Genomic DNA, 23,472 nt, shown 5'->3' on the forward strand with positions numbered 1-23,472 from the left:
TGCTGTCCGGCTACATTCCCAAGTGATCGGACCCACGACCAGTCCAATGGAGTTATAGGGGATCGGCGAGGCATAAAGAGCAACGCTAGGAAGCACGGCAATCAGCGGCTTGGTGCCTCTACGAAATTTGCGCCTTTTAACGAGAACGTTCAAAAACACCCAAATCTTTCGATAAGACAAAGCCATTTGCTGTTCGAGCAAGGAACTTAAATTGGCCTGCATCACCGCAATGTGAGTAATCTTATTAATTCAACAGGTACAGTGACCATCGCATCATGGCCCGTTTTCAGTTCATGATATGACCATTCCGGATCATTTTTCACCTGTTGCGCGATTGTCGGAAATTCGGTTTCTGGGAGTGCAGGGTCAACGCAATGTATGTAAGAGGACTTTAGCTCCTGCGTGCCATTGTTTAAAAGTTTGATCGGATCAGTCCACGTTTTTATTGGGTGAGCTGTTAGCTTCGATCTGACCCAATCATAGTGCGGATGCCTCTTTGGTATACCAAAGATATCAGGCGGGAATGGAGGTATGGCAATTCCATCGGGCGCCAGCTCGTTCAACCGAATTTCCAGCCTCTCTATTTCTGACCCAGTTTTGGGCGTTCCATAGCTTATCATTGATTGGCCATTCTTCGGTAAGGCAGCATCGAGATAAACAATTTTGTTGATAACGTCATCCACCGCGTCGAAACGACGCCCGTAATTATCATCCCGCCATAACTATGCCCAACTAAAGTAAAATCGTGTAAGTCATGTTTCCGAATAACGTTAAGGACGCCATCGATATGTGTTTTCGGATTGATTTCAGGACTTAACTCAAACGCTCGTTCACCCAGTCCGGAAAGCGTGGGGGTCAACACCCGATGGCCGATTTTTTCCAGACCTTCCTTCACGAATTTCCAGCACCAACCTCCATGCCAGGCACCATGTACCAACAGGAAAGTCATCTGTTCCTCTGGCGGCTCATGTTCAGTTGCAGGACATCCCTGCAAGGACGCTGTCAACCCGGCTACTCCGAGACCGAAAAAAAGCGCGACGACTAGGAAGAGACGAAGCGTCGCGCCGTTTGTCAGTACTTCTAGTTGGCACGACCGCCAAATTTATACGTTGCTCGAATCGTCCAGCGACCGGGATTATTGAAATAAGTGTCCTGATTGCCGAATGTTGCAACGAGATAGCGTTTGTCAAAGCAGTTTTGACATTCGACTGACAGGGTCAGTGCCTTTCCGGCTGGCTTCAAATCAATTCCGGCGTTCACAAGCACGTAGCCATCTGCTGGTCCCAGTCCACGTGTCGCGACTTCTTGATCCGATGTCAATCGGACACTACCGCGCGGCGTTATGGTTACATCACTCATAATTATATCGTATGAAGCACCCAAGGTTGCCTGAACATCTGGACTTCTTTTGGGACCCACAACGTTGCAGTTGATGTCAAAAACCGAGAAGGAAAAGTTCGGTGGCGCACAGGCAGTAATTTCTGCTTGGTCGGGACGGTACCTCGCATTCATAACCCCAAGTGAAGCGTAAATGTTAAATTCGGGAGTCGGGTTGATGAATGCCTCAATCTCCAAGCCGCTATTCAGCAAACGACCCGCGTTACCTACGGCAAAAACGCCTTGAGATATGGCCGTATTCACTTGCAAGTCCTTTGCTTCTAAGTGGAATGCGGTTGCAGCCACGCTGAAGACGTTTCCGACAGTAAGCCGAGAGCCGGCTTCATAGGACCAAACTTTTTCTGAAGAAAATGGAAGCAAACCAGATGCATTGTTTACGCGTGCATTCCAGCCGCCAGATCGAAACCCTCTGGTGGCCGATGCATAAAACATCCAGTCATCGGATGCTTCAAATTGCAATGCAAATCGCGGCGTCCATACCTTCTCTCGCTGCTCGGTAGGAATACCCAAGGCAATCATGTTCGCTGTGGTTAAATCGGTGATATTGCCAATCGGGCGGTTATCTGAAATCCGAAAATTCTTTTTCTCATCGGTATAGCGAACGCCAGCGGTTGCTGTAATGCTATCGGTAAGCGCGAAATCACCTTGTATGTAACCAGCAATATTCTCGGTCTCGTTAGTAATGATGCGGTCACGCGAAGGTGTCGGACCAGCAAAATAAGCTGCAAAGTCCGAGCGGTTGTCTTCTTTTAGATAGAAAAGCCCAGCCGTCAGATTGAGGAATTCATTGAAGAGTGATGCATTGTATTTGAGTTCGGCTGAATACTGTTTAAAATCACCGACGTTATCGATAATGAACACGTCATCCGGACTTGGATTCGCCGGTGAAGGAAAAGCCATAAATGCGTCAAATTGCGGCAGTGGGAAATTGGTGAGAAAGTCGTTTTCAACATTGCGATACCCAAGAATGAGGTTGACCTGACCGGTATCACCTGTCTGTACTGAAAGATTAGAAGAAACATTAAACGATTGGGTGACGCTACCAGGCCGCGCTTTGGAAACCGCTCCAGGATAAACGGCATCTAGCCCAAGCGGCAAAAGAGAAGTCGTAACAAGGTCAACGTCCCCATAGTTTCCAGATGTCCTTGGTATCCCTGTGGCAGCGCTGGTATCGATATTGGTATCACGACCAGTTATGTTTGTTCCGCTGTCATCAATATAGTCAACCGCAGCATACCAGTTAATCGCATCTGAAAAGTCTATGTCTGCTGCAACACGAGCACCCCATGCATTGCGATCATTTTGATTGATGCCCAACCTTGAGTTTTGCAGCCAGCCGTTATCGTCAATCCCAAATCCGCTGACCATGAAACGTGCATCATCTGACAAGGGGAGGTCAAGCGTTCCGCGGATCATTACCTCATCAAATCGTCCATAACTCGCTTCTACAAAACCGCCCAATTCCTCGCCCGGTTTACGCAAAATAATATTAATCGCGCCGCCAGTCGTGTTCTTTCCGAACAATGTTCCTTGCGGACCACGAAGTACCTCGGTGCGTTCCACATCAAAAAGGCTAATATTGTTACCATTCTGCCGGGAATAAAAAATCTCATCTACATACGTGCCTACCGCAGGATCAAATGTTGGGAAACTTTCATCTTGCCCCTGACCGCGAAGAAAATAGACGTTCGCGCTACCCAAGGTAGTATTATTGCTTCCGACAAGGTTTGGAATTGTATCAACTAGATCTAATGTCTTTTTAACAGCAAGTGTTTGCAGAGTTTTGGGCGCGAATGCAGAAATGGCGATTGGAACATCTTGAATGCTTTGCTCCCGCCTCTGTGCAGTGACGATAATCACATTTCCACTCGCCTTTGCTTCATCTGCAAAATCAACTTCCTGCGCATGTGCTGGAACAATTGTTAGTCCTACCATGGAAAGGCCCAATATTGAGCCACTCGATAGCGCTTTTTTGCAGAGTTTCATTTTTATCTCCCCGTAGTGCCTTGCGACCGAAGGTGCTGCTTCCGTTAAGCGCAAAGCGGTTTGCGCAACTTCGCGTACGATAGACAGCTAGAAAGGAGGCTATCGGGGAAAGCTAACAACCAATTGGATGTGTTCTACAGCCATATTGACTTTGGGCTGAGTTATGCTTTTTCGGTAACAGTAATACCGCGCAGTCGCTTCATCCCAACTACTGAACGGCAAGCTGCCAAAAGTTCGTTTTTGAGGCTCTGTGCAACTGGTTGTAGCGACGAGTTGCGGCGATTTGCCAAAATGGCCATCCGTCTTATTGGAAATTGTGTGCCTTCGACAAAATGATATTGGTCTCGCTCGGTCTGCGAAGCTGCGAGTTCCCGCGCCAGGAGCATGATACAATCGCTTTGCAAAAGTGTGGATTTCGCTAGGATTACAGAGTTGATATCGACATATTTCTTTGGTGGGGCCATGCCGGCAGCCAGAAAAATACTGCAAATGCGTTCCCACTGCTCCTGGAGTTGCAGGGACAACAGCCAAGTTTGCGAAGCAAGATCCTCCAGCGTCACATCATTTTTCGCCGCTAAAGGATGTCCACGCCGCATCATGATAACATCCTCATCCTCGAACAGTTCCTGCGTTTCAATCGCACCATCAATCTGCATATCAATTGGAGGTGCGCTGGCAACAAACTCCACGTCACCTTGCAACAATTTCTGATGCAACGATTTAGAGTCGCCCGACTCAATACTCAGCGTAATTCCTGGCTGACTTTTGCTGAAGCGGGTAATCATCACCGGCGCAATCCGGGTGAGGAAAGACCATCCGAGGCCGACACGGACATAGCCCCGATCTGCGCCCCGCAGAGCGCTAATCTCCGCCGCAGCAAGGCGCGTCTCTGCTGTGATCACCTTGGCGCGCCGAGCGAGTGCATGACCGAAGTTGGTGGGTTCTGCTCCAAAGGCGCCGCGTTCAAAAAGTTTCACCGCCAATACGTCTTCCAGTTTGGCTACGCTTTTTGAAACCGCCTGCTGACTCACACCGCTATTCTCCGCAGCTCTCGAGAAACTGCCTGTGTCATATACGGATAAAAAATGCTGCAGTTTCTGGGGGTCCATCGAAGGCTTGATCAGTCGCTGGCTTAGGCCAGGCTTTTTCGTCATAAAACTCTCCGTACGGAATTCTTTACAAGCAAAGGTTGTTTAATCATCCGTATTGGTAGTTACTCCAATTAAATCAACTGATTTAGGGGCAAAAAAATGCCTCAGCGTGTAAACCGAAACCTTGAACAGACAAAGAAAACCAATTTTGGCCGATATCATGCCGCAGATGGTCCGGCATATCGGCGTCTGGGAAGGCGTTTGCCGTCACATTGATGAAACCAATGTGGAGGACGATATTCACGATGCTCGGATTGAGTGTATTTTCCCCACAGATGGCCTCTATGCCCACATTCAGAAAAACCTATTTATCTGGGCGGATGGCCGTGAATATCGGTCAACGTTGAACGGCGCTTTGCGTGATAAAAAGTTTGGTGGGACAATGACAAGTTTGGGAGCTGTGGCTGGGAGACCGATTTGGGCTTGGTCCTTCTGAACCTCAACCGTAAGGACGACCCTGGCGGCAATTTCTATGAAATCATCTGCATGGGGGACGATGGCAATCACCGCGCTCGGACATGGCATTGGTTCAAAGACGGTAAGTTATTCAAGCGTACCTTGTGCGGCGAATGGCGCATTTCCGGTTAACCGGATTGCAATCCAGGAAAATTGTATCTCCAACGAGTAGCCTGTGTGGGGATCTAAACTCTACTTTTTCGCACCAGGAGGCTTACGGAGAGGGCGCGCGCGGACGGCCATTGGCCGATTTCGTCAATTACCTATGCTAAAGGGATAATTCCCTATCAATATGGGTTGTGGTGCCTGACGCAGGGTTTGAATCAGAAGCCCACCGATCAAAGTTAGATGGCTGCAACGGGAAGTCGAAATGGAATTGCTAAGCGATATCTCAATTCACACTACGATGTTTAAGAGGAACCTATCTGGTTGTTGCTGATATCCGACCGGAGTTCAAAGAATGAGCTGTCGTGACAAGTAAAAGAACAAAAACAGAAAATCTGCACTTACATTGCACTTACAGCAGTGATATAAGAATTCAGCATTTTGAAAAATGGCTGAAAACTGGTCGGGACGAGAGGATTCGAACCTCCGACCCCCACACCCCCAGTGTGATGCGCTACCAGGCTGCGCTACGTCCCGACCTTTTGGTGCGGCACAAGGCCGACCGAGCCGCCGCATATATGGTGGACCGGTTCGCTTGGCAAGCGCTTTGGGTTGGGTTTCTTTGGTCCGATACAGGATCGTTACCAATCTCTTGATCTGGGGCGGACGGCCTCCCATCTGACAGGGGAACGTGCAAATGCCTTGGTCACCGCCAGGGCAGGCGGGCCGCTGGAATGGCGCAATTGGATTGCTTTCACCGGGGGTGCGTGATAGGCGCGCGCAGCTAAATGGTCAGGCTTTGGTGGACACCAGTGGCCGGGCGATATTTTGGGATGCAAAATTTGCGATCCGGTCCAGATTTTTGGGGATAACGAATGACTTCACTTCTAATTACCGCACAGGCCGCATCGGGCGGCGCCGGTGGCTTTCTCGTCTCGATCATGCCGTTGGTGCTGATTTTTGCGGTTTTCTATTTCCTGTTAATCCGTCCGCAGCAAAAGAAAATGAAACAGCATCAGGCGAAAATTGATGCGGTACAAAAAAATGACGAGGTCGTGACCGGCGGCGGACTGGTCGGGAAAGCCATGAAAGTCGACGATGACTATGTCGAAGTCGAGATTGCCAAAGGCATTCGCGTCAAGGCGGTTAAGGCTACGTTGTCGGATGTCGTGCCACGCGGTAGCGGTAAGCCAGCCAACGACTAATCTCATCTGATGATGACCGCCAGATTTTTGGGGATTGATATTTTGCCATGTTAGATTTTCCGCGCTGGAAAGTGATTTCCATCTCCTTGCTGCTGGCTTTTGGCGTGCTGATGTCGCTGCCGAGCCTTTTCTTTGGCGAAAGTCATAAATACTGGCCGACATTCCTGCCCGACGAAACCATCAATCTGGGCCTCGATCTGTCGGGTGGCAGCCATATTTTGCTGGAAGCCGATCCTGCTGAAGTCGGCGAGACCCGACTGGAAACGATGGAAGAGTCGGTGCGCGCCGAAATGCGGCGGGCCAGTCCGCGGATCAATATTGGCGATATTTCCCGCAAGGACGGCGTTTTGTCCTTCATGGTGCGCGACTCCACTCAGGTCGATGCCGCCCGCGAGGCGTTGCTGCCGCTGACCACCGGTGCAGGGCTCACCGGTCAGCGCGATTGGGATATCGAAGTGCGCGACGATACTCGCTTTGTCATCACACCGACATCCGCTGGTCTCGAAAACGCGGTCGACAATGCAATGGACACGGCCACCGATGTTATTCGCCGCCGGATCGATGAAATGGGTACGCGCGAGCCGACGATCATCCGGCAAGGCGACAATCGCATCGTGGTCCAGGTTCCGGGTCTCGAAGATCCGGAAGCACTCAAGGAGCTGCTCGGACAGACCGCGAAACTCGAATTCAAACTGGTCGATTTCGAAGCAGATCCCAACGCGGTGGCATCGGGCCGTCCGCCGGTGGGCAGTCAGATTTTCCCCTATCCGGACAATCCGACCGGCTTGCCCAATATTGTGGTGAAGCGGCTCGGCGGCATCTCGGGCGACAAGCTGACCGATGCACGGCAAGGCTTTAACCCGGAAACCAATGCACCGGTTGTCAACATTACGTTCGATACCGAAGGCGGTGCCAAATTTGCACGGCTGACCCAGAATAATGTCGGGCGGCCCTTTGCGATCATTCTCGATGGCGAGGTGCTGTCCGCACCCAATATCAATGAGCCGATTTTGGGCGGGTCTGCTCAGATTTCCGGAAACTTTACCGTCGACAGTGCCAACCAGCTGTCGATCGCGTTGCGATCCGGTGCGTTGCCGGTGGAACTGCAGGTGGTCGAAGAGCGCACGGTTGGTCCTGATCTCGGCGCGGATTCGATCCGCAAAGGCATGATCGCAGCCATTATCGGGACCGCGGCGGTGCTGACCTTCATGGTGATCACCTATGGCCGGTTCGGTTTCTATGCGAATTTCGCCTTGGCGTTAAACCTCTTCCTGATCCTCGGTGTGATGGCGATATTCAATGCCACGCTGACCTTGCCGGGCATAGCAGGGTTCATTCTCACGGTCGGTTCTGCGGTCGATGCGAACGTGCTGATCAATGAACGCATAAGGGAGGAACGACGAAGGGGGCGCCGGGTCATACAGGCGGTCGAAGTTGGCTACAAGGAGGCGTCCCGAGCGATTTTTGATGCCAATATCACCAATGTGATTGCCGGTCTGCTGTTGTTCATTTTTGGTTCCGGTCCGGTCCGCGGCTTTGCCGTCGTGCTGATCATCGGCATCGTCACATCGGTATTTACCGCGGTTGTTGTGACCCGGATGCTGGTTGCCTTGTGGTTGCGTCGTGCGCGTCCCCAAGAGCTGGTTATATAGGAGGGCTTGAATCGTGAAATTGCTCAAACTCGTTCCTGATGACACCAATATCAGTTTTCTCAAATGGCGGAATATTGCCGTGGCCATCAGCATTTTGATGATCATCGGATCGATGGCGCTGGTGGCCCAGCGCGGCCTTAATTTCGGCGTCGACTTTGTCGGTGGCCAGATGATCCGCACCACGTTCACCCAAGCCACCGATGCACCAATTTCGGAATTGCGCGAAAAAGTAGGGGCGCTTGGCTATGGCGATCCGACGATCCAGCGTTTTGGCGAGCCGAACGAGGTTTCCATCCGGATGAAATTGCCCACCGGATCCGACCAGGATCCGGAACTGGCCAATACCATGGCGGATGAGATCACCGGCATGCTGAAGGCGGATTATCCTGATGTCCGCATCGACGGGGTCGACTCCGTATCGGGCAAAGTTTCCGAAGAGCTGCTGTCCAAAGGGGTCTGGTCCCTGGTCGGTGCGATGTTGGCGATTACCTTGTACATCTGGATCCGGTTCGAGTGGCAATTCGGTGCAGGGGCGTTGTTCGCGCTGTTCCACGATGTCGCGCTGACATTCGGATTTTTTGCGCTGACGCAGCTGGAATTCAACCTCAATATCGTGGCCGCCTTGTTGACGATCATCGGTTATTCGCTGAACGATACGATTGTCGTCTATGACCGTATCCGGGAAAACCTGAAGAAATATCGCAAGATGGACATCATCGCCTTGCTCGATCTGTCCGTGAACGAAACCCTGGCCCGAACCGTGATGACCAGCTTGACGATGCTTGTCGCTTTGGTCGCCCTGATGGTTTGGGGGCCTGACGTGATTTTCGGTTTCTCCGCCGCGATGTTCCTGGGCGTGCTGATCGGTACCTATTCCTCGGTCTACATGGCCGCGCCGATTCTGATCTGGCTGAAAGTTGGTCCCGACAGCTTTGTCCCAGCGGATTCTTCCGACGAAAAAGCCGAGAAAATTTCCGGGCCGGAACGGGTTGGCTAAACGCCTCTGACGGGAGCACCCATGGTTGAATTGCGCCGTGATGTCGAATTTGAAGGCCCGGTGGTCACCGGATTTACCGCGGTTGGCTTCAAGGTCGGTCCGCGGCGTTTTGACGGAGGTCTGTTACTGTCGCCAGAACAGGCGCTGGATTGGTCAGCAATGACCGATGACGATCTCGATCTCGATGGGATCCTGACACAGCTGAATCTGTCTCCTGCGCCAGAGTTTTTGTTGTTTGGCAGTGGTCCGACGATGCGGCAACCACCAGCGGCCTTTCGCCGGCTTGCGGATGCAGCCCAGCTCGGACTGGAAGTCATGGACAGCCGAGCTGCGGCCCGCGCCTGGGGCGTCTTGCGGGCGGAAGAGCGCTGGATAATCGCGGCCTTGTTGCCGCTCAGCTGATCATCAGCTCGCCAGCTTGCGGAACAGCATGACCAGTTGATCGCCATTATTCTGCCAGCTGAATGCGGCCACGGCCGCACGCACGGTTTCCGGGTCGGCCGGGCCGGCCATTATTTCGCGGATGGCGTCGGCAATCGCATCGCTATTCTGATCGACAATCCGGCCGCTGCTTTCCGCTTTGACCAGTTCGCGAGCGCCACCCGCTTCGCTGATGATTATGGGTGTCCCGCAGGCCAGCGCCTCGACCCAGGCATTGGCCAGGCCCTCCGACCGAGAGACCAGAATGGCAATATCAGCGGCGCCGACAAAGCGGGGCAAGTCGTCATGCGCGACCGTGCCGAGGAACCGAACCCGATCCGCGACGTCCAGGGATTCGGCCAGGCGGCGATAGGCTTGTTCTTCTTCCCCGCTGCCGGCAAGCAACAATGTGGCATCGGGAAATTGCGACATGGCCGCAATGGTCAACGCCTGGTTTTTGCGCGCGATCAGCGCGCCGGTGCTGATGAACAGCGGTCCGCCAATATCGAGATCCTGTTTGACCTTCGCGCGATCGACGGGGCGAAATTTGCTCGAGTCCAGACCGGTATAATGGACTTGAATCTTCTCTTCCCTGATGCCCAGATCGATCATGTCCTGTTTAAGCGCTTCGGATACGGCTAGCAAAGCAGCGGCATTGTCGGCGGCCGCCAGGATCTGGTCCGAACAGCCGGGTTGTTGTCCCCAATGGTGAATGTCGGCGCCGCGCGCCTTGATCGTGAACGGGATATTCAATGCTTTGGCCAGGTGCATGGCAGCTGGGCCATCGGGATAGAAAAATTCGGCGTCAATCAGATCAAACGGATGCTTGGCATGCAGCGCACGCACCAGCGGCAGGATCGCTTTCACGATCCGGGCAGGATTGCGGGCACCGCCAAATTTGGGAATCAATGTGAAGCGCGGACGATGAACATCAAGGCCGCGCCAGTTTTCTTGATCGGGCAAGGCCGTCAACGGCTGGTACTGGGCAAGGGCGCTGAGCGGCCAGGGCGGCAAACCGATCGGATTAACAACCGTCACCCGCATGTCGGGCCGCGACGCCAGCTCTGCCGTCTGGCGCTCGACAAATATCCCGAAATTGGGCGCTGCCGCATTGGGAAACAATGTCGACAGGGTCAAAATATGGAGTGGGTGGGTCATTGTCGGAAGACTTTGCCGGGCAACCTAAAGGCTACGCACGAGCCGGACCGCAACACCGATCCACTCGGGGTCGGCAACGATCTGCTGTCGTGTTCCGGCGCCCAGGGGGAGTAGCTGAAGTTTGCCCTGATCCCGTCCAATCAGCCGGCCAAAGAGAAAGCGCCCGGCCGGACGTGGAACCAGGACATCCCGGTTGAGCAAACTCGCATATTGGTCCGGGGTGCGCCGGGATAGCCAGATGTCGTCTCCGGCCCGGTAATCTCCGACGCTGCTATTCACCTGTAGCGCAACCATCCCGGTTTCAATTGTCGGTTGCGAAATCTCCGTGACTTTTGCCAGCGCGTGGGCGCCCTTGTGATCCAGCACGGCAGCAACCGGCAGGGTCTCCTGATCGGGGAGGGCGAGCAAGGCCGCGCTGTCGACATTCAGGGCCGCGGCAATCCGGTTCAACCAGTCGAGCGACAGCGTGCGCGCGCCAGTTTCCAGCCGGCCGATGGTCTGAGCTGTGGTTTTCGGATGACAGCGTTTTGCGACGTCATCCAGGGTCATTCCCTTTTTTTCCTGACGTCTCTGATCCGGTTAATCATTGGCATTCTCCAACCTATATGGTTTTTTCTTTCCTACATATTTGCCTAAATGGCAAGAGCAAAGCTTTCTGAAGGAGAGGTTTGCGCCATGCCGAAACGAGAGAGAAAGTCCGAATATGATCCCCGCCTGCTAACCGAGCGGCCCGTGCCCAGGGACGGACGCGAGAGGAGGAAGGGCAAGGGCCGGGCACTGGCGCGCAGCGTCACGGTCAGTCTTTCGGAATCGCCGCTGTGCTGGCTCCATGCGCGCGGCTATTTGTCCGACCGCCAACTGGATGGCGGCGAGAAATTGCGATGCGACTGGGAACGCGCCAATCTCGCGCCATCAGTCACGATGCAATGGGATCGGGTGCCGATGGCCCGCAAAAGCGGACGTGCTCCGCAAGTGCTGGATCCCACCGAACGGCAATTGGCGGCCAAACAGCGTTTCGACGCGGCGATGATCCATCTCGGCTCTGATTTGTCCGATATTGCCTGGCGGATCATTTGTGCAGGTGAGGGGGTGCCGGTGGCTGAGAAAAATCTCGGGTGGCCGGTGCGATCGGGGAAGCTGGTGCTTAAAATCGCGCTGGACCGGCTCGCAGATTTCTACCGCTTGCCCTGACCATAGCACCACGATCGCTTAGTCAGGCTATCCGTTGAGCGCCTCCACCTGTTCGGCCAGATCGAGCCAGCGCATTTCCGCCATATCCTTTTCCTCCAGCAATTTGGTATTTTCGGCCGTCAGCTGTTCAAACCGATCAAAGTCGCGCGTGTACAGATCCGGGTCCGACAGCGCTTTAGCAATCTCGCCTATCCGCGCTTCGATCTCCGTGATCCGATCGGGCAACAGATCATAGTCGCGCTGATCCTTGTAACTTAACTTCTTGCTGGACGAGACGGACCTGGTCTTCGGTTTTTCCGCAGCAGGCTTGGCCGGACTTGACCGTTTTGCTTTAGGGGCGTCAGCTTTGCGTTCCGCTTCCCATTCCGCATAGCCACCGGCAATGATGTCAACTTGTCCGCTGCCATCCAAACCCAGCGTCACGGTGACGGTGCGGTCAAGAAAGTCACGGTCATGGCTGACCAGCAAGACGGTTCCGTCATAATCGGCGATCACCTCCTGCAACAGATCGAGCGTTTCGAGATCAAGATCATTGGTCGGTTCGTCGAGCACCAGAAGATTAGACATGCGGGCAAATTCGCGCGCCAGCAGCAGGCGCGACTGTTCACCGCCTGACAGCGTTCCCACCTTGGCATCGATCAGATTGGGCGCGAACAGAAATTCCTTGAGATAGCCTTGCACATGTTTCTTCACCCCGCGGACATCGACCCAGTCGCTGCCATCCGCCAGCACGTCCCGTACCGATTTATTGCCTTCCAGCAGGCTGCGTTGCTGATCGATAAACACGCCATTCAACGTTTTGGCCAAAGTGACGCTGCCGCTGTCAGGGGAGTTCACCGGTCAGCATTTTGAGCAAGGTGGTCTTGCCCGCGCCATTGGCACCGACGATACCGATCCGGTCGCCGCGCTGAATACGCAGCGAGAAATTGCGGATGATCGTGCGCGGTTCGCCATCCTTGTCAAAGGACTTGGCGATATTCTCTGCATTGATGACGGACTTTGTCCGGATGTCATCGCTGGCGGCCTTGAGATTGGCGGTCCCGGCCGGGCCGATCATCGCTGCCCGTTGCGCGCGCATCGCATAGAGTTTTTCCAGTCGCCCCTGGTTGCGCTTGCGCCGCGCGGTAACCCCGCGCTCCAGCCAGCGGGCTTCGAGTTTCAGCTTCGCATCAATTTTCTGGGCAGCCTGTGCTTCATCGGCATGGATTTTCTCCATCCAGGCCTCATAGCCGCCAAAGCCTACTTCCTGACGCCGGAGCGCACCGCGATCCAGCCACACGGTCTGTCTGGTCAGCCGGGTTAGGAAGGTTCGGTCATGCGAGATGGTGATGAACGCGCCTTTATACCGGTTCAACCAGTCCTCGAGCCAGTCGATTGCACTCAGATCGAGATGGTTGGTTGGTTCGTCAAGCAGCAGCAAATCGGGATCCGATGCCAGCGCGCGGCAAATCGCGGCGCGGCGTTTCTCGCCGCCGCTGGCGTTTTTCGCGGGGATTGAAAGATCGGTATTAAGTTGATCGGCGATCGATTGCACTTCGTGCACGGCTGGTCCGGGACTCCCGGAAATGGCGAAATCGAGGAGGGTTTCAAACGGTGTGAAATCGGGTTCCTGTTCCAGCATGACGATGTTCGTGCCGGGCTGAATCATTCGCTGACCCTTGTCGGCTTCGATCTGATCAGCGATCAACCGCAGCAAAGTGGTTTTTCCGGCGCCATTGCGACCGATCAGCGCCAGCCGATCCCGCGGACCAATATGCAAGTCAAGGTCACGAAACAGCCATCCTTCACCCTGATGAAGGGACAGCTGTTCATAAGAGAAAATCGGTGGCTGTGACATGGTCTCTGGGCGTTAGGGCTATGCGCAGCCATGCTCAAGCGGCGTTTTTAGAAAAAATGCATCCGGAACGGTCACAGGCGCGATAATTTGCTAGGAAAACCGCCACTATTGTATAAAAGGCAGCATGCAATTCCTTGTTCACGTCATGTTCAAAGCGTGGAGACTAGAGATTTGACCATGTTGAAAAAAACCGCCTTTCTTGCACTTGCTGGATTTACAGCCTTTGCTGTGACGGCTTTGCCCGCAGATGCCATGCAGCGCGGCGACGAGCAAAATGGCGCGCGTCAGCAGATGATGGCCGGCAAGGTGAAGTCATTGCGGGCGATTGAGAACCGGGTGCTCCCCAAAATGTCGGGCAGTCAATATCTCGGCCCGGAATATGATCCTTCGGCTCAGATTTATCGATTGAAATTCATCCGTGAAGGGCGCGTTATCGTGGTCGATGTGGATGGAAGAACCGGCGCCATCTTGCGGCAGCGGCGTTAAGCACCTGCCATTGCCGACCGCATTTCTCGTTCCTTCCCGCTATTCCGATTTTTCACTCGATTTTCTTTATCATTGAGAGATTGCGCGATGGTGATATATCCCCTGCATCATAAAAAACGAATTGCTGGAGTAACTCAATGCGCGTCTTGATCGTCGAAGATGAACCCACTTTGGGCCAACAGCTGAAATCGACGCTGGAAAGCAACGGTTATGCGATTGATTTGTCAACCGATGGCGAAGACGGTCATTTCATGGGATCGACCGAAGACTATGATGCTGTCATTCTCGATCTTGGACTGCCTGAAATTGACGGCCTGACCGTGCTGGACCGGTGGCGCAAGGAAGAGCGCAACTTTCCGGTACTCGTGTTGACCGCCCGTGATAGCTGGTCTGACAAGGTCGCCGGGCTCGATGCCGGGGCCGATGACTATCTTGCCAAGCCGTTTCAGACAGAAGAACTGATCGCGCGTTTGCGGGCGCTGATCCGCCGCGCTTCGGGCAATGCATCGTCGGAACTGACGGCGGGCGATGTGCGTCTCGATACACGGTCGGGCAAGGTGACGCTTGATGGCGGTCCGGTAAAATTGACGGCTCAGGAATATAAATTGCTGTCCTATCTCATGCATCACAAGGGCAAAGTGGTGTCCCGGACGGAATTGATCGAGCATATTTACGATCAGGATTTTGACCGGGATTCAAACACGATCGAGGTTTTCGTGACCCGTATTCGCAAGAAACTGGGTGCCGATGTTATTTCGACCATCAGGGGGCTGGGCTATAGTCTTGAGGATCCTGACAGCTGAATGAAAATAGCAAAATAGATTTGCCCGCCGGTCAGGCGGGCCCGGACACCAGCGCTTTTCTGGGTGCACAAGCGACCGGCTCGCTGAGCCGGCGGATGATCGGCATCGCGGCCGCGTGGATTTTGATCCTGCTGCTCGGCGGCGGCATCGCTCTGGACCGGGTGCTCGTCAATGCGGTGACCCGGAATTTTGACAATCAGCTGGAATATGTTCTCACCGCGATGATCGCATCGGCAGAGATTGATCCGTTCGGCGAAGTGTTTTTCAACCGGCCGCTCGGTGATCAGCGGTTTCTTGAACCGAATAGCGGCGCCTATTGGCAAATTAGTGGCAAGGGCCAACCGGATTTCTATTCCCGATCGCTGTGGGACCGTCGGTTGGAGCCCGGTTACGCGCATAATGATACGGAAGTGCACCGTTACGAAAGCGATCAGTTTCCGGATGAGCCGCTGCGTATATTGGAGCGGACGATAATCCTGCCGGATTCCGAAACCAAATGGTCGTTCCAGGTCGCCGAGGCGACGGGCAGTCTCGAGCGTCAGATCAGTGAAATTCGGTCGATTCTGGTCAATAGCTTCCTATTGCTCGCGCTGGGCCTGATTGGCATGGCCGCGCTGCAAACACTTTATGGACTCTGGCCGTTGCGCAAGATCCGCAAGGCGATCGGTGAGATGCGAACCGGCCAGCAGCGCCGCGTCACCGAACCGATGCCGAATGAAGTGACTCCGATGGTCGACGAACTGAACGAGCTGCTCGACCATAATGAGAAACAGGCAGAGGAAGCCCGGCGCCATGCCGGCAACCTGGCCCATGCGCTGAAAACCCCGCTGACCGTGATCATGAACAGCGCCACCGCCAAGGCTGATGATCTGGCTGACACGGTGATCCGGGAATCCGGTGTCATGCGGCGTCAGGTGGATCATCATCTCGCGCGGGCGCGGGCAGTGGGCCGGCGCGGCAATGCACATAGCCGATCGCGGGTTTGGCCGAGCCTTCAGGCAGTCGAACGCGCCGTCGGCAGACTTTATAAACATGTGCGGATCGACATTGATGGGGACCAGGATGCGGTGGTGTCGGTCGAGCGGCAGGACCTTGATGAAATGATCGGCAATCTGGTGGAGAATGCCGCCAAATATGGCGGTGGCAGCGTCTTTGTGACGGTCGAGACCGGTGACGAATTTATCGAATTGTTGATCGAAGATGACGGCATGGGCATTCCAGAGGAGGAGCGACAGCGGATCTTTGATCGGGGCGCGCGACTTGATACCGGCAAACCGGGCACCGGCTTGGGACTGGCTATCGTTCGCGATGTGGCTGAAATCTATCAGGGCACGGTGTCGCTTGAAGAAAGTGAGGATCTCGGTGGGCTGATGGTTCGATTGTGTCTGCCGCGATCGGCAGTAACCGGCTCGTAACCCGCCCAAATTGTCGGTCCTGGCCTTACCACAAAACCTGTTCAGCGGTTGGCGATCAGCGATATCACAGCAGAATCACAGCAGAATAACAGCTGGGTTCAGCTTGATCCTTCGCGTATCTTCTCATGGTGGCGGATGACTTCGTCGATGATGAAACGCAGGAACTTTTCCGAAAATTCCGGGTCAAGATTCGCGTCATTGGCCAATTGGCGCAAGCGCGTGATCTGTTCCTGTTCGCGCCCGGGATCGGCCGGGGGCAGGTTGTTTTCGGCTTTATACTCGCCAACCGCTTGCGTGACCTTGAATCGCTCGGCGAGTATGAAAACCAGCGCCGCGTCGATATTGTTGATGCTTTCGCGATATTGCTTGAGCTTTTTATCCATGGGTATCGACCTGAATTCCTTGCGCCTTTTTGTACGGGTGGGATCCAGTCATAGCTGTGGTCGCAAGTTTTGCAAAGTTCATCTGCTTGGGCTTTGTTTTCACTTGCCATATTCCCGTTCCCTTGCCACATCCTCCAGTACATGACCGCAACTGTGCACCATCTTGGGCGCGATTCTGCTCCCTCTCTCGAACCGCTGATGACGCTGGTCGCCAGCGACATGAATCAGGTCAACAGTGTTATTCTGGACCGCATGCAATCCGAAATCCCGCTGATTCCCGAGCTTGCGGGCCATCTGATCGCTGGCGGCGGGAAAAGAATGCGGCCGATGCTGACGCTCGCGGCAGCCAAGCTGATTGGCTATGGCGGCGACCGTCATTTCAAGCTGTCGGCAGCGGTGGAGTTTATTCATACTGCGACATTGTTGCACGACGATGTTGTTGACGGCTCGGATTTGCGCCGCGGCAAGACAACGGCAAACCTGGTGTTTGGCAATCCCGCCACCGTTCTGGTGGGTGACTTTCTGTTCAGCCGGTCCTTTGAGTTGATGGTGGAAGACGGCTCGCTGAAAGTGCTGAAGATCTTGTCGCACGCATCTGCCGTGATTGCGGAAGGCGAAGTCAATCAACTGACCGCCCAGCGAAAGATTGACACTAGCGAAGACCGCTATCTCGATATTATCGGATCAAAAACCGCTGCCCTATTTGCCGCTGCCAGCCGGATATCTGCGGTTGTTGCAGAGCGTGATGAAGAAACCGAACTGGCTTTGGATTCCTACGGCCGGAACCTGGGGATCGCGTTCCAACTGGTCGACGATGCGATCGACTATTCGTCAGACAGCGCCACGATGGGCAAGGATATTGGCGATGATTTCCGCGAAGGCAAGGTGACACTTCCCGTCATCCTGGCCTATGCGCGCGGTGATGAAGCCGAGCGAAAATTCTGGAAAGATGCGATTATCGGCCACAAGTGCTCCGACGACGATCTCGCCTATGCCACTGCGCTGCTGGTCAAGACAGGTGCGATTGAAGATACAATTTCCCGGGCGCGCCACTATGGTCAGCGGGCGATCGATGCGTTGGGCATTTTTCCGGCCAGCAAAGCCAAGGAAGCGATGACAGAAGCGGTTGAATTTGCCATTTCACGCGCCTATTGATCGCGCAGTCACGGAAGGAACAAGCGATGACCGCGCGGATTTACCAGAACCCCATGAATGCGATGCAGTCCGGAAAGGCGCAGACCGACAAATGGATTTTGGAATTCGAACCCGCTGAAGCGCGCAAGGCGGATGCCTTGACCGGCTGGGCAGGGTCGGGCGATACGCAGCGGCAAGTGAAGCTGAGCTTCCCGAACGCCGATGCCGCCAAGGCCTATGCAGACAAATATGGAATTGCTTATGCGCTGGTCCCAACGCCGAGCAAGACCCTGAAAATTCAGGCCTATGCGGACAATTTTCGGTAAAAACCCCGACGCCGTGCTGCGTCACTAAAAACGACAATATCTGGCGGTCAGCTCCGACAATCTTTTGTCGGTCGCAGTCTGGTTATTACAAGAGGTTAAGCAACAGCAGCAATCGGACATCGATGCCGGTGCCGTCAGCGCGTTTTTGAGCAATAAAATTATCGAGTTGATCCAGGGCGACGCGGTGGACGATGATATTCTCGCCATCGACTCCGCCGCCGTCGCCAACTTTGGTTAGGCCGGATGCCTTAAACAACGAAAAGCTCTCCGATACCATCCCAGGCGAAGAATAATATTGACCACAATCTTCCATTTGTTCGGCGCGATAGCCGGTTTCTTCTTCGAGCTCGCGATTAGCGGCCAGACCCGCATCCTCGTCGCTATTGTCATCATGATCGCCGACCAGGCCAGCGGGCAATTCGATGCAATTGCGACCGAGCGGGACGCGATATTGTTCGACCAGCAGCACATGACCATCGTCAATCGCCAGAATGACTGCGGCCCTGATTCGCGGCTGCGCGAGACATATTCCCAGCGCCCCTGGCGCTTGGCCGTGACAAACCGGCCCTGCCACATAATCTCCACCGGAGCATCGCTGTCGATCGTGCTCAAAGCTCAATAAGCCGATCGGGCAATTCATTGGGGTTATTGGCGGTTTTCGGAAAATGTTCCTTCAGAACCGTTCCGACCTTCTCAACCGCAGCGGCCATGCCTTCACCGGGCCGCCCTTGCCGGATTTCATCGATCAAAGCGACCATCGCTTCGCCCCAAACCTCGGGGGAAACCTTGCTGGCAATGGCCTCGTCAGCGACAATCTCGGCGCGGTGTTCCTTGAGCGATACGTAAATCAGAATACCAGTCAATCCGACGGTGCGCCGCTCAGCGCCAACCTTGAAGAAATCGATTGCGCGTCGTTGCACGCGGCGTTGCTTCGTCTTCTTGGGAGTCACCGCGAGCCGCAGCGGCATCCAGGCGAACAGATAGCGCAGGATCAGAAACAGGGCGACAGTGGCCATGAAGACCAGGGTCATCTGTTCAGCGGCGGTGAAACTGTGGTCCCAACCGCCAAAGAAGCCGGTCAGCACCGACTGATAGAAACCCGGCACAATGGCGAGCGTGGACAAGAACAAGAAGGTCAGACCAATCGCCCATTGGAGCCCAGCATCATGATATTTGTCAGAAAGGTCAGTGATGATCGTAACGATCTCGCCGTCCGTGCCTTTTTCGGCCTCACTGACCGCCGTTGTCACCAGTTTGTGGTCGGCTTCTGACAGTTGGTTGACTTTCTGCATTACCACCCGCCTGACGCGCCGCCGCCGCCAAAACTGCCGCCACCGCCGCTAAAGCCGCCGCCGAAACCGCCACCGCCGCCGCCCCAGCTGCTGCCGCCACCGCCAAATCCGCTGGAACCGCCGCCCCAGATGATCACCGGACCGGCGCCACCACGATAGCGTTTGCCGCCTTTGCCGCGGCTTATCGACATCACGAAGATGATGCCAAGCACGACCAGCCAGAAAATCACCAGTCCGGCCTCACCATCACCGTCACTGCGGCGATGGTTTTGGACCACAATGGGCGCGGCTGCGCGCGCACGCGCTTCCTCTTCGGGAAGCGCCAGTTGCAACGAAATCTGATCGACGCCGGCAACAATGCCGCCGGCCATATCGCCATCGCGAAAGCGCGGCAGGATATTATTCTGGATGATCAGGCTCGAAAGCGCATCGGTGAGAATACCTTCAAGACCATAGCCCACTTCCACCCGAACCTTGCGATCATTGGGTGCCACGATCAGCAACGCGCCGTCATTGCGTTCGGCATCCCCCAGGCCCCATTCACGGCCAAGCTGATAGCCGTAGGTTTCAATGTCATAGCCTTCGAGGTCGGCAATGGTTGCCACAACCAATTGCCGTCCGGACGCCGCTTCGAGCTGCTCGAGTGTGCTGGTCAGCGCGGCTTCCTGTGCCGGATCAAGCAAATCCGCCTGATCGACCACCCGGCCGGACAGCGCCGGGAAGGTCTGGGCCGAGACCGAAGCCAAGGGTATCAGCAAAGCCACGAGCAGCGCCGCAAAGAGGGCGTAGGGCAGGGGACGGGGCAAGACTTGCATAAGGATTTAGAAGCTGACGGTCGGAGCTTCTTCAGCGCCATCACTGGTCGCTGCAAAAGGTTCCATTGGTTCGGCGCCGTGGATGATTTTTGCGCCGATAATATCCGGGAAGGTCCGGATCGTCGTATTATATTGCCGAACCGCTTCATTATAGTCCCGGCGCGCAACGTTGATCCGGTTTTCCGTGCCTTCAATCTGGCTCTGCAGCGCGAGGAAATTCTGGTTCGATTGGATATTCGGATACGCTTCGACGGTTGCGAGCAAGCGGCCGAGATTTTGTGACAGCGCGCCTTGTGCGGCTGCATATTCCTGAATTTTGGAGGCGTCGCCGAGATCACTGGCATTGACCTGGATAGACGTCGCTTTTGCGCGGGCTTCGACCACGCCGGTCAATATTTCCTGCTCGCTGGCGGCAGCGCCTTTGACGGTGTTCACGAGATTCTCGATGAGATCGGCGCGGCGTTGATAGGTGCTTTCGACATCCGCCCATTTGGCTTTGGCCTGTTCTTCAGCCGTCGGCACGCTATTAATGCCGCACGCGCTCAGCATCAAGGCCAAGGCAGGAACAGCCAGAAATTTGGAAAACTTGCCACGCATCATATATTCTCCCTCATCACATCGCGATCATCTTCGCGTCGTCCAATGTAAAAATAGGAATGAAATCGCCGAAATGCAATGACTTCACTCGACAAATCCATCGATATTCGGCATTTAGTCCATCACTCACGGGGAAGAGGAGTTTTACCATGTTAGCAGAATTTAAAGCGTTTATTTTGAAGGGCAATGTGCTCGATCTGGCGGTTGCGGTGATTATCGGCGCGGCTTTTGCCACGATCACCACATCCTTGACCGAAGATGTCATCATGCCATTGGTCAGTGCGATCTTGGGCACGCCGGACTTTTCGAAAATGTTCATATTGCTGGGCACGCCGCCAGCGGAACTGGCCGGGTCGATGGACTATGCGGCCTTGAAAGAAGCCGGTGTGCCGATGCTTGGTTGGGGGCAGTTTCTCACCGTTGTGATCAATTTCATCATTCTGGCCTTCATCATTTTCCTGATTGTACGCTATGCCAATAAGGTCATGGCCAAGCAGGAAGAAGAAGCACCACCAGCGGGTCCCACGGAAATTGACCTGTTGACGGAAATTCGTGACAATCTGAAGAAATAAGCCTGTAATCAGAAGCTTATAAGCGACAAGAAGAGGGTGTGGATCTGGGGATTCACACCCTTTTTTCGTATCTGCGGGTCCGCATTCTCTTTTCATTCAGAATTAAGGCCCTATATAGCGTGGGTCGGTTTCGGCCGACTATGGTGATAAATTGTGGTGTGTAATAGACACAACGGACCCGGGGGCAGTACCCGGCGGCTCCACCATTTCAGGCGGTTTGCGGTTGCGCAGGGCGCTTGTATTGACGGGGCCGAACCAGGATCGACGTGTGTTCAAAAGCATTATTTTTACCCGGCCTGAGTACGCCGTGATTGCTCAAAAACTATAAGTGCAAACGATAATGAAGCACTCGCAGTAGCGGCTTAAGCCAACGACCTCACGGTTGTAACTTAAGAAGTTAAAGCGCGGTTGGACCCACCGGGCAACAGAAGGGATACCGGCGGCTTGGGGGTGCCGAGCAACAGAAACCCCCACTTTTCATGCCGTTACCTACTAGTAATCACTGCCATAGGCTCGGTGATATTCGATCGCCTCGATCATCTTGGCACCCGCCATGAAAACAGCGCCAGTGCAGGCAAGGAACAGTAATTTTCCGCCAAATCCGGGATATTGAACGAGATAGTCCTGGCCGCGTGCCACGGCTCCGGTGGCGAGAGCATAGGTAATCAGAAACGCCTCGAACTTCGTCTTGATGATGAACAGGCGTTTGAATTTTCTCCACATGGTAATTCAAGTAGCAAAGGCTGTGCCAAGCGCGGAAATGCTGGGATTTCTCGAAGGGAATATGGTAAACTGTAAGTTAATCCGACAAATTGATACGCATGCGGCTAGCCAGCAAGTTCTTCAAGATCGCAAGCCGTCAGCAGCGCGAGCCGGGCTGACTGAACAATGTCCGGCAAGTCTGGGCTGGTCAGTTGATCGGGCGTGATGAATTCGGGCCAATGGCGGTTGATCACGTCGGCGATCTGATCGAGTTTTTCGGGCGTCGCGATGAACCGCTGATCCACTGCGTCAGGCGCAGCGACCACCCGCAGGCGCAAGCAGGCAGGGCCGCCACCATTGGCCATGGATTGCCGCACGTCGACAGGACAAAGTCTCCGAATCGGGCCGTTTCCGGCAACGAGCCCCTCGAGATAGCTCCACACCGCTTCATTTGCCTGGGCTTCCGTTGGCAGAATAAGCGCCATGCCGCCGTCCTTGGGCAGGGTCACCAGTTGTGCATTGAACAGATAGGACTGGATGGCATCAGCGAGGCTGACCGCGCTGGCCGGCACGGTGACAATCTCGGCTTCCGGAAGTTTCTGATGGACTTCCGCATAAAATTCATCGCGATTTTCAAAAGCCTGTTCATGCGCAAACAGGACGCGCTCGTTGGCCACCGCAACCACATCATTGTGAAAGGCACCGGCGGCGATCGCCGCTTCAGACTGCTGCGCAAAAATAGCGCGGTGCGGATCCAGTCCATGGCGCCGGGCAACCGCCTTGCTGGATTCGACATGCTGGCGCGCTGGGAACGGACCACCGCTTTTGCCAAAGACAAAAATTTCAACCGCTTCGCTACCATGCTTGGCACACAGACGCATATGATTGGCGGCTCCTTCGTCGCCAAAGGGTGCCGGTACGGGCGGATGCACGGCGAATTGGCTGCTGTCGGCAAACGCGAGCTGCAATTGTTGCAGCGTGCCCGGCCATTCGTGACTGCGATGCGGCATGGTCAGCAGATTCGCGACCGTCAGATGGCAACGGCCATCTGCGCTATCTGGTGCCGGTGATACGGTTGCCGCATTGGCAGCCCACATGGAAGAGGCAGAAAAAGCGGCCGCCCGCAAATGCGGCTCTGCTTCTGCGACGGATGTAGCCAGACCATCCAGCCAGGTCAGATTGGGACGATCCAGTGGCATGAAAAACCCCTGCGTCAGGCCCAGATCGAGGTTGTGCCGCATTTTTTCGACGCCCTGCAGCGCCGCCTGGCGCGGATAGGAACGGTCTCCGGCGTTGGACGAGGAGGCGATATTGCCGAGGCTTAATCCGGCATAATTGTGACTGGGGCCGATGATCCCGTCAAAGTTGATTTCCTGAACTGCGTGCATGTT

Annotated in this window: 22 protein-coding genes, 1 tRNA gene, 1 other RNA gene and 3 pseudogenes; 13 read left to right on the forward strand and 14 right to left on the reverse strand. The window is 54.7% G+C overall.

Features of this window, described 5'->3' with window-relative positions:
* Nucleotides 1-616: 616 nt before the first annotated feature.
* The 3 genes from ACZ1GS_RS06435 to ACZ1GS_RS06445 form a co-directional block, all read right to left on the reverse strand.
* On the reverse strand, nt 617-1,006 hold the full coding sequence (locus ACZ1GS_RS06435; protein ID WP_472697659.1) for an alpha/beta fold hydrolase: 390 nt from the start codon (nt 1,004-1,006) through the stop codon (nt 617-619).
* A gap of 74 nt (nt 1,007-1,080) precedes the next feature.
* Nucleotides 1,081-3,384: a TonB-dependent receptor gene (locus ACZ1GS_RS06440; protein WP_472697660.1), complete on the reverse strand. Its 2,304-nt coding sequence runs from the start codon at nt 3,382-3,384 to the stop codon at nt 1,081-1,083.
* Between the two features lie 161 nt (nt 3,385-3,545).
* On the reverse strand, nt 3,546-4,538 hold the full coding sequence (locus ACZ1GS_RS06445; RefSeq protein WP_472697661.1) for a LysR family transcriptional regulator: 993 nt from the start codon (nt 4,536-4,538) through the stop codon (nt 3,546-3,548).
* A gap of 145 nt (nt 4,539-4,683) precedes the next feature.
* Here ACZ1GS_RS06445 and ACZ1GS_RS06450 point away from each other — a divergent pair, with 145 nt between their 5' ends.
* Nucleotides 4,684-4,971: a hypothetical protein gene (locus ACZ1GS_RS06450; RefSeq protein WP_472697662.1), complete on the forward strand. Its 288-nt coding sequence runs from the start codon at nt 4,684-4,686 to the stop codon at nt 4,969-4,971.
* A gap of 585 nt (nt 4,972-5,556) precedes the next feature.
* On the opposite strand, the gene ACZ1GS_RS06455 is transcribed toward ACZ1GS_RS06450, so the two are convergent.
* Nucleotides 5,557-5,633 (reverse strand) — tRNA-Pro (locus ACZ1GS_RS06455).
* Between the two features lie 338 nt (nt 5,634-5,971).
* Here ACZ1GS_RS06455 and yajC point away from each other — a divergent pair.
* From yajC to ACZ1GS_RS06475, 4 genes are read left to right on the forward strand one after another with little or no spacing between them, the layout of a single operon-like run.
* Nucleotides 5,972-6,301 (forward strand): preprotein translocase subunit YajC, encoded by a 330-nt coding sequence (gene yajC / locus ACZ1GS_RS06460; protein WP_472697663.1) that lies wholly within the window; start codon nt 5,972-5,974, stop codon nt 6,299-6,301.
* Nucleotides 6,302-6,348: 47 nt separating this feature from the next.
* Nucleotides 6,349-7,953, forward strand: a complete 1,605-nt coding sequence (gene secD, locus ACZ1GS_RS06465; protein ID WP_472697664.1) for a protein translocase subunit SecD — start codon at nt 6,349-6,351, stop codon at nt 7,951-7,953.
* 13 nt (nt 7,954-7,966) lie between these two features.
* Entirely contained in the window at nt 7,967-8,950 is a 984-nt protein-coding gene (gene secF / locus ACZ1GS_RS06470; protein ID WP_472697665.1) for a protein translocase subunit SecF, read from the forward strand.
* 21 nt (nt 8,951-8,971) lie between these two features.
* Nucleotides 8,972-9,352 (forward strand): MTH938/NDUFAF3 family protein, encoded by a 381-nt coding sequence (locus ACZ1GS_RS06475; RefSeq protein ID WP_472697666.1) that lies wholly within the window; start codon nt 8,972-8,974, stop codon nt 9,350-9,352.
* Nucleotides 9,353-9,355: 3 nt separating this feature from the next.
* Here ACZ1GS_RS06475 and ACZ1GS_RS06480 read toward each other — a convergent pair whose 3' ends face one another.
* The gene (locus tag ACZ1GS_RS06480; protein ID WP_472697667.1) at nt 9,356-10,528 is read right to left on the reverse strand and encodes a glycosyltransferase; all 1,173 of its coding nucleotides are present in this window, start codon (nt 10,526-10,528) and stop codon (nt 9,356-9,358) included.
* Nucleotides 10,529-10,552: 24 nt separating this feature from the next.
* A pseudogene (locus ACZ1GS_RS06485) lies at nt 10,553-11,115 on the reverse strand (helix-turn-helix domain-containing protein).
* 88 nt (nt 11,116-11,203) lie between these two features.
* Between ACZ1GS_RS06485 and ACZ1GS_RS06490 the strand changes: the two are divergent.
* Nucleotides 11,204-11,719, forward strand: coding sequence for a DUF6456 domain-containing protein (locus tag ACZ1GS_RS06490; RefSeq protein WP_472697668.1), 516 nt, complete (start codon nt 11,204-11,206; stop codon nt 11,717-11,719).
* A gap of 27 nt (nt 11,720-11,746) precedes the next feature.
* On the opposite strand, the pseudogene ACZ1GS_RS06495 reads toward ACZ1GS_RS06490, so the two are convergent.
* A pseudogene (locus ACZ1GS_RS06495) lies at nt 11,747-13,556 on the reverse strand (ABC-F family ATP-binding cassette domain-containing protein).
* Nucleotides 13,557-13,643: 87 nt separating this feature from the next.
* On the opposite strand from ACZ1GS_RS06495, the gene ACZ1GS_RS06500 reads away from it, so the two are divergent.
* The 3 genes from ACZ1GS_RS06500 to ACZ1GS_RS06510 all read left to right on the forward strand — a co-directional run bounded on the left by ACZ1GS_RS06500 (nt 13,644) and on the right by ACZ1GS_RS06510 (nt 16,260).
* Entirely contained in the window at nt 13,644-14,042 is a 399-nt protein-coding gene (locus tag ACZ1GS_RS06500) for a PepSY domain-containing protein (RefSeq protein WP_472697669.1), read from the forward strand.
* 137 nt (nt 14,043-14,179) lie between these two features.
* Nucleotides 14,180-14,845, forward strand: a complete 666-nt coding sequence (locus tag ACZ1GS_RS06505) for a response regulator transcription factor (RefSeq protein ID WP_472697670.1) — start codon at nt 14,180-14,182, stop codon at nt 14,843-14,845.
* Between the two features lie 95 nt (nt 14,846-14,940).
* Nucleotides 14,941-16,260 (forward strand): sensor histidine kinase, encoded by a 1,320-nt coding sequence (locus ACZ1GS_RS06510; RefSeq protein WP_472698079.1) that lies wholly within the window; start codon nt 14,941-14,943, stop codon nt 16,258-16,260.
* Nucleotides 16,261-16,358: 98 nt separating this feature from the next.
* On the opposite strand, the gene ACZ1GS_RS06515 is transcribed toward ACZ1GS_RS06510, so the two are convergent.
* Nucleotides 16,359-16,643 (reverse strand): chorismate mutase, encoded by a 285-nt coding sequence (locus tag ACZ1GS_RS06515; protein WP_472697671.1) that lies wholly within the window; start codon nt 16,641-16,643, stop codon nt 16,359-16,361.
* Nucleotides 16,644-16,784: 141 nt separating this feature from the next.
* On the opposite strand from ACZ1GS_RS06515, the gene ACZ1GS_RS06520 reads away from it, so the two are divergent.
* Nucleotides 16,785-17,798 carry a polyprenyl synthetase family protein gene (locus ACZ1GS_RS06520; protein WP_472697672.1) on the forward strand — a complete coding sequence of 338 codons (1,014 nt, stop codon included), beginning with the start codon at nt 16,785-16,787 and terminating at the stop codon, nt 17,796-17,798.
* Between the two features lie 26 nt (nt 17,799-17,824).
* Nucleotides 17,825-18,103: an NADH dehydrogenase ubiquinone Fe-S protein 4 gene (locus ACZ1GS_RS06525; RefSeq protein ID WP_472697673.1), complete on the forward strand. Its 279-nt coding sequence runs from the start codon at nt 17,825-17,827 to the stop codon at nt 18,101-18,103.
* A gap of 85 nt (nt 18,104-18,188) precedes the next feature.
* Here ACZ1GS_RS06525 and ACZ1GS_RS06530 read toward each other — a convergent pair.
* From ACZ1GS_RS06530 to ACZ1GS_RS06545, 4 genes and pseudogenes are all read right to left on the reverse strand, one after another.
* Nucleotides 18,189-18,679 (reverse strand): annotated as a pseudogene (locus ACZ1GS_RS06530) (NUDIX hydrolase).
* Between the two features lie 32 nt (nt 18,680-18,711).
* Entirely contained in the window at nt 18,712-19,395 is a 684-nt protein-coding gene (locus ACZ1GS_RS06535; protein WP_472697674.1) for a TPM domain-containing protein, read from the reverse strand.
* Entirely contained in the window at nt 19,395-20,210 is an 816-nt protein-coding gene (locus tag ACZ1GS_RS06540; protein WP_472697675.1) for a TPM domain-containing protein, read from the reverse strand. Before ACZ1GS_RS06540 ends, ACZ1GS_RS06535 begins: the two co-directional genes overlap by 1 nt.
* Nucleotides 20,211-20,216: 6 nt before the next feature.
* The gene (locus ACZ1GS_RS06545; protein WP_472697676.1) at nt 20,217-20,810 is read right to left on the reverse strand and encodes a LemA family protein; all 594 of its coding nucleotides are present in this window, start codon (nt 20,808-20,810) and stop codon (nt 20,217-20,219) included.
* Nucleotides 20,811-20,956: 146 nt separating this feature from the next.
* On the opposite strand from ACZ1GS_RS06545, the gene mscL reads away from it, so the two are divergent.
* Both mscL and ssrA read left to right on the forward strand, forming a co-directional pair.
* Entirely contained in the window at nt 20,957-21,379 is a 423-nt protein-coding gene (gene mscL / locus ACZ1GS_RS06550; RefSeq protein ID WP_472697677.1) for a large conductance mechanosensitive channel protein MscL, read from the forward strand.
* 85 nt (nt 21,380-21,464) lie between these two features.
* Nucleotides 21,465-21,818: a transfer-messenger RNA gene (ssrA, locus tag ACZ1GS_RS06555) on the forward strand.
* A 53-nt stretch (nt 21,819-21,871) separates the two neighbouring features.
* Here ssrA and ACZ1GS_RS06560 read toward each other — a convergent pair.
* Both ACZ1GS_RS06560 and ACZ1GS_RS06565 read right to left on the reverse strand, forming a co-directional pair.
* Nucleotides 21,872-22,102 carry a hypothetical protein gene (locus ACZ1GS_RS06560; RefSeq protein WP_472697678.1) on the reverse strand — a complete coding sequence of 77 codons (231 nt, stop codon included), beginning with the start codon at nt 22,100-22,102 and terminating at the stop codon, nt 21,872-21,874.
* Between the two features lie 104 nt (nt 22,103-22,206).
* The gene (locus ACZ1GS_RS06565; RefSeq protein WP_472697679.1) at nt 22,207-23,469 is read right to left on the reverse strand and encodes an N-succinylarginine dihydrolase; all 1,263 of its coding nucleotides are present in this window, start codon (nt 23,467-23,469) and stop codon (nt 22,207-22,209) included.
* Between the last annotated feature and the right edge of the window lie 3 nt (nt 23,470-23,472).

The sequence above is a fragment of the Parasphingorhabdus sp. W113 genome (genome assembly GCF_055693205.1).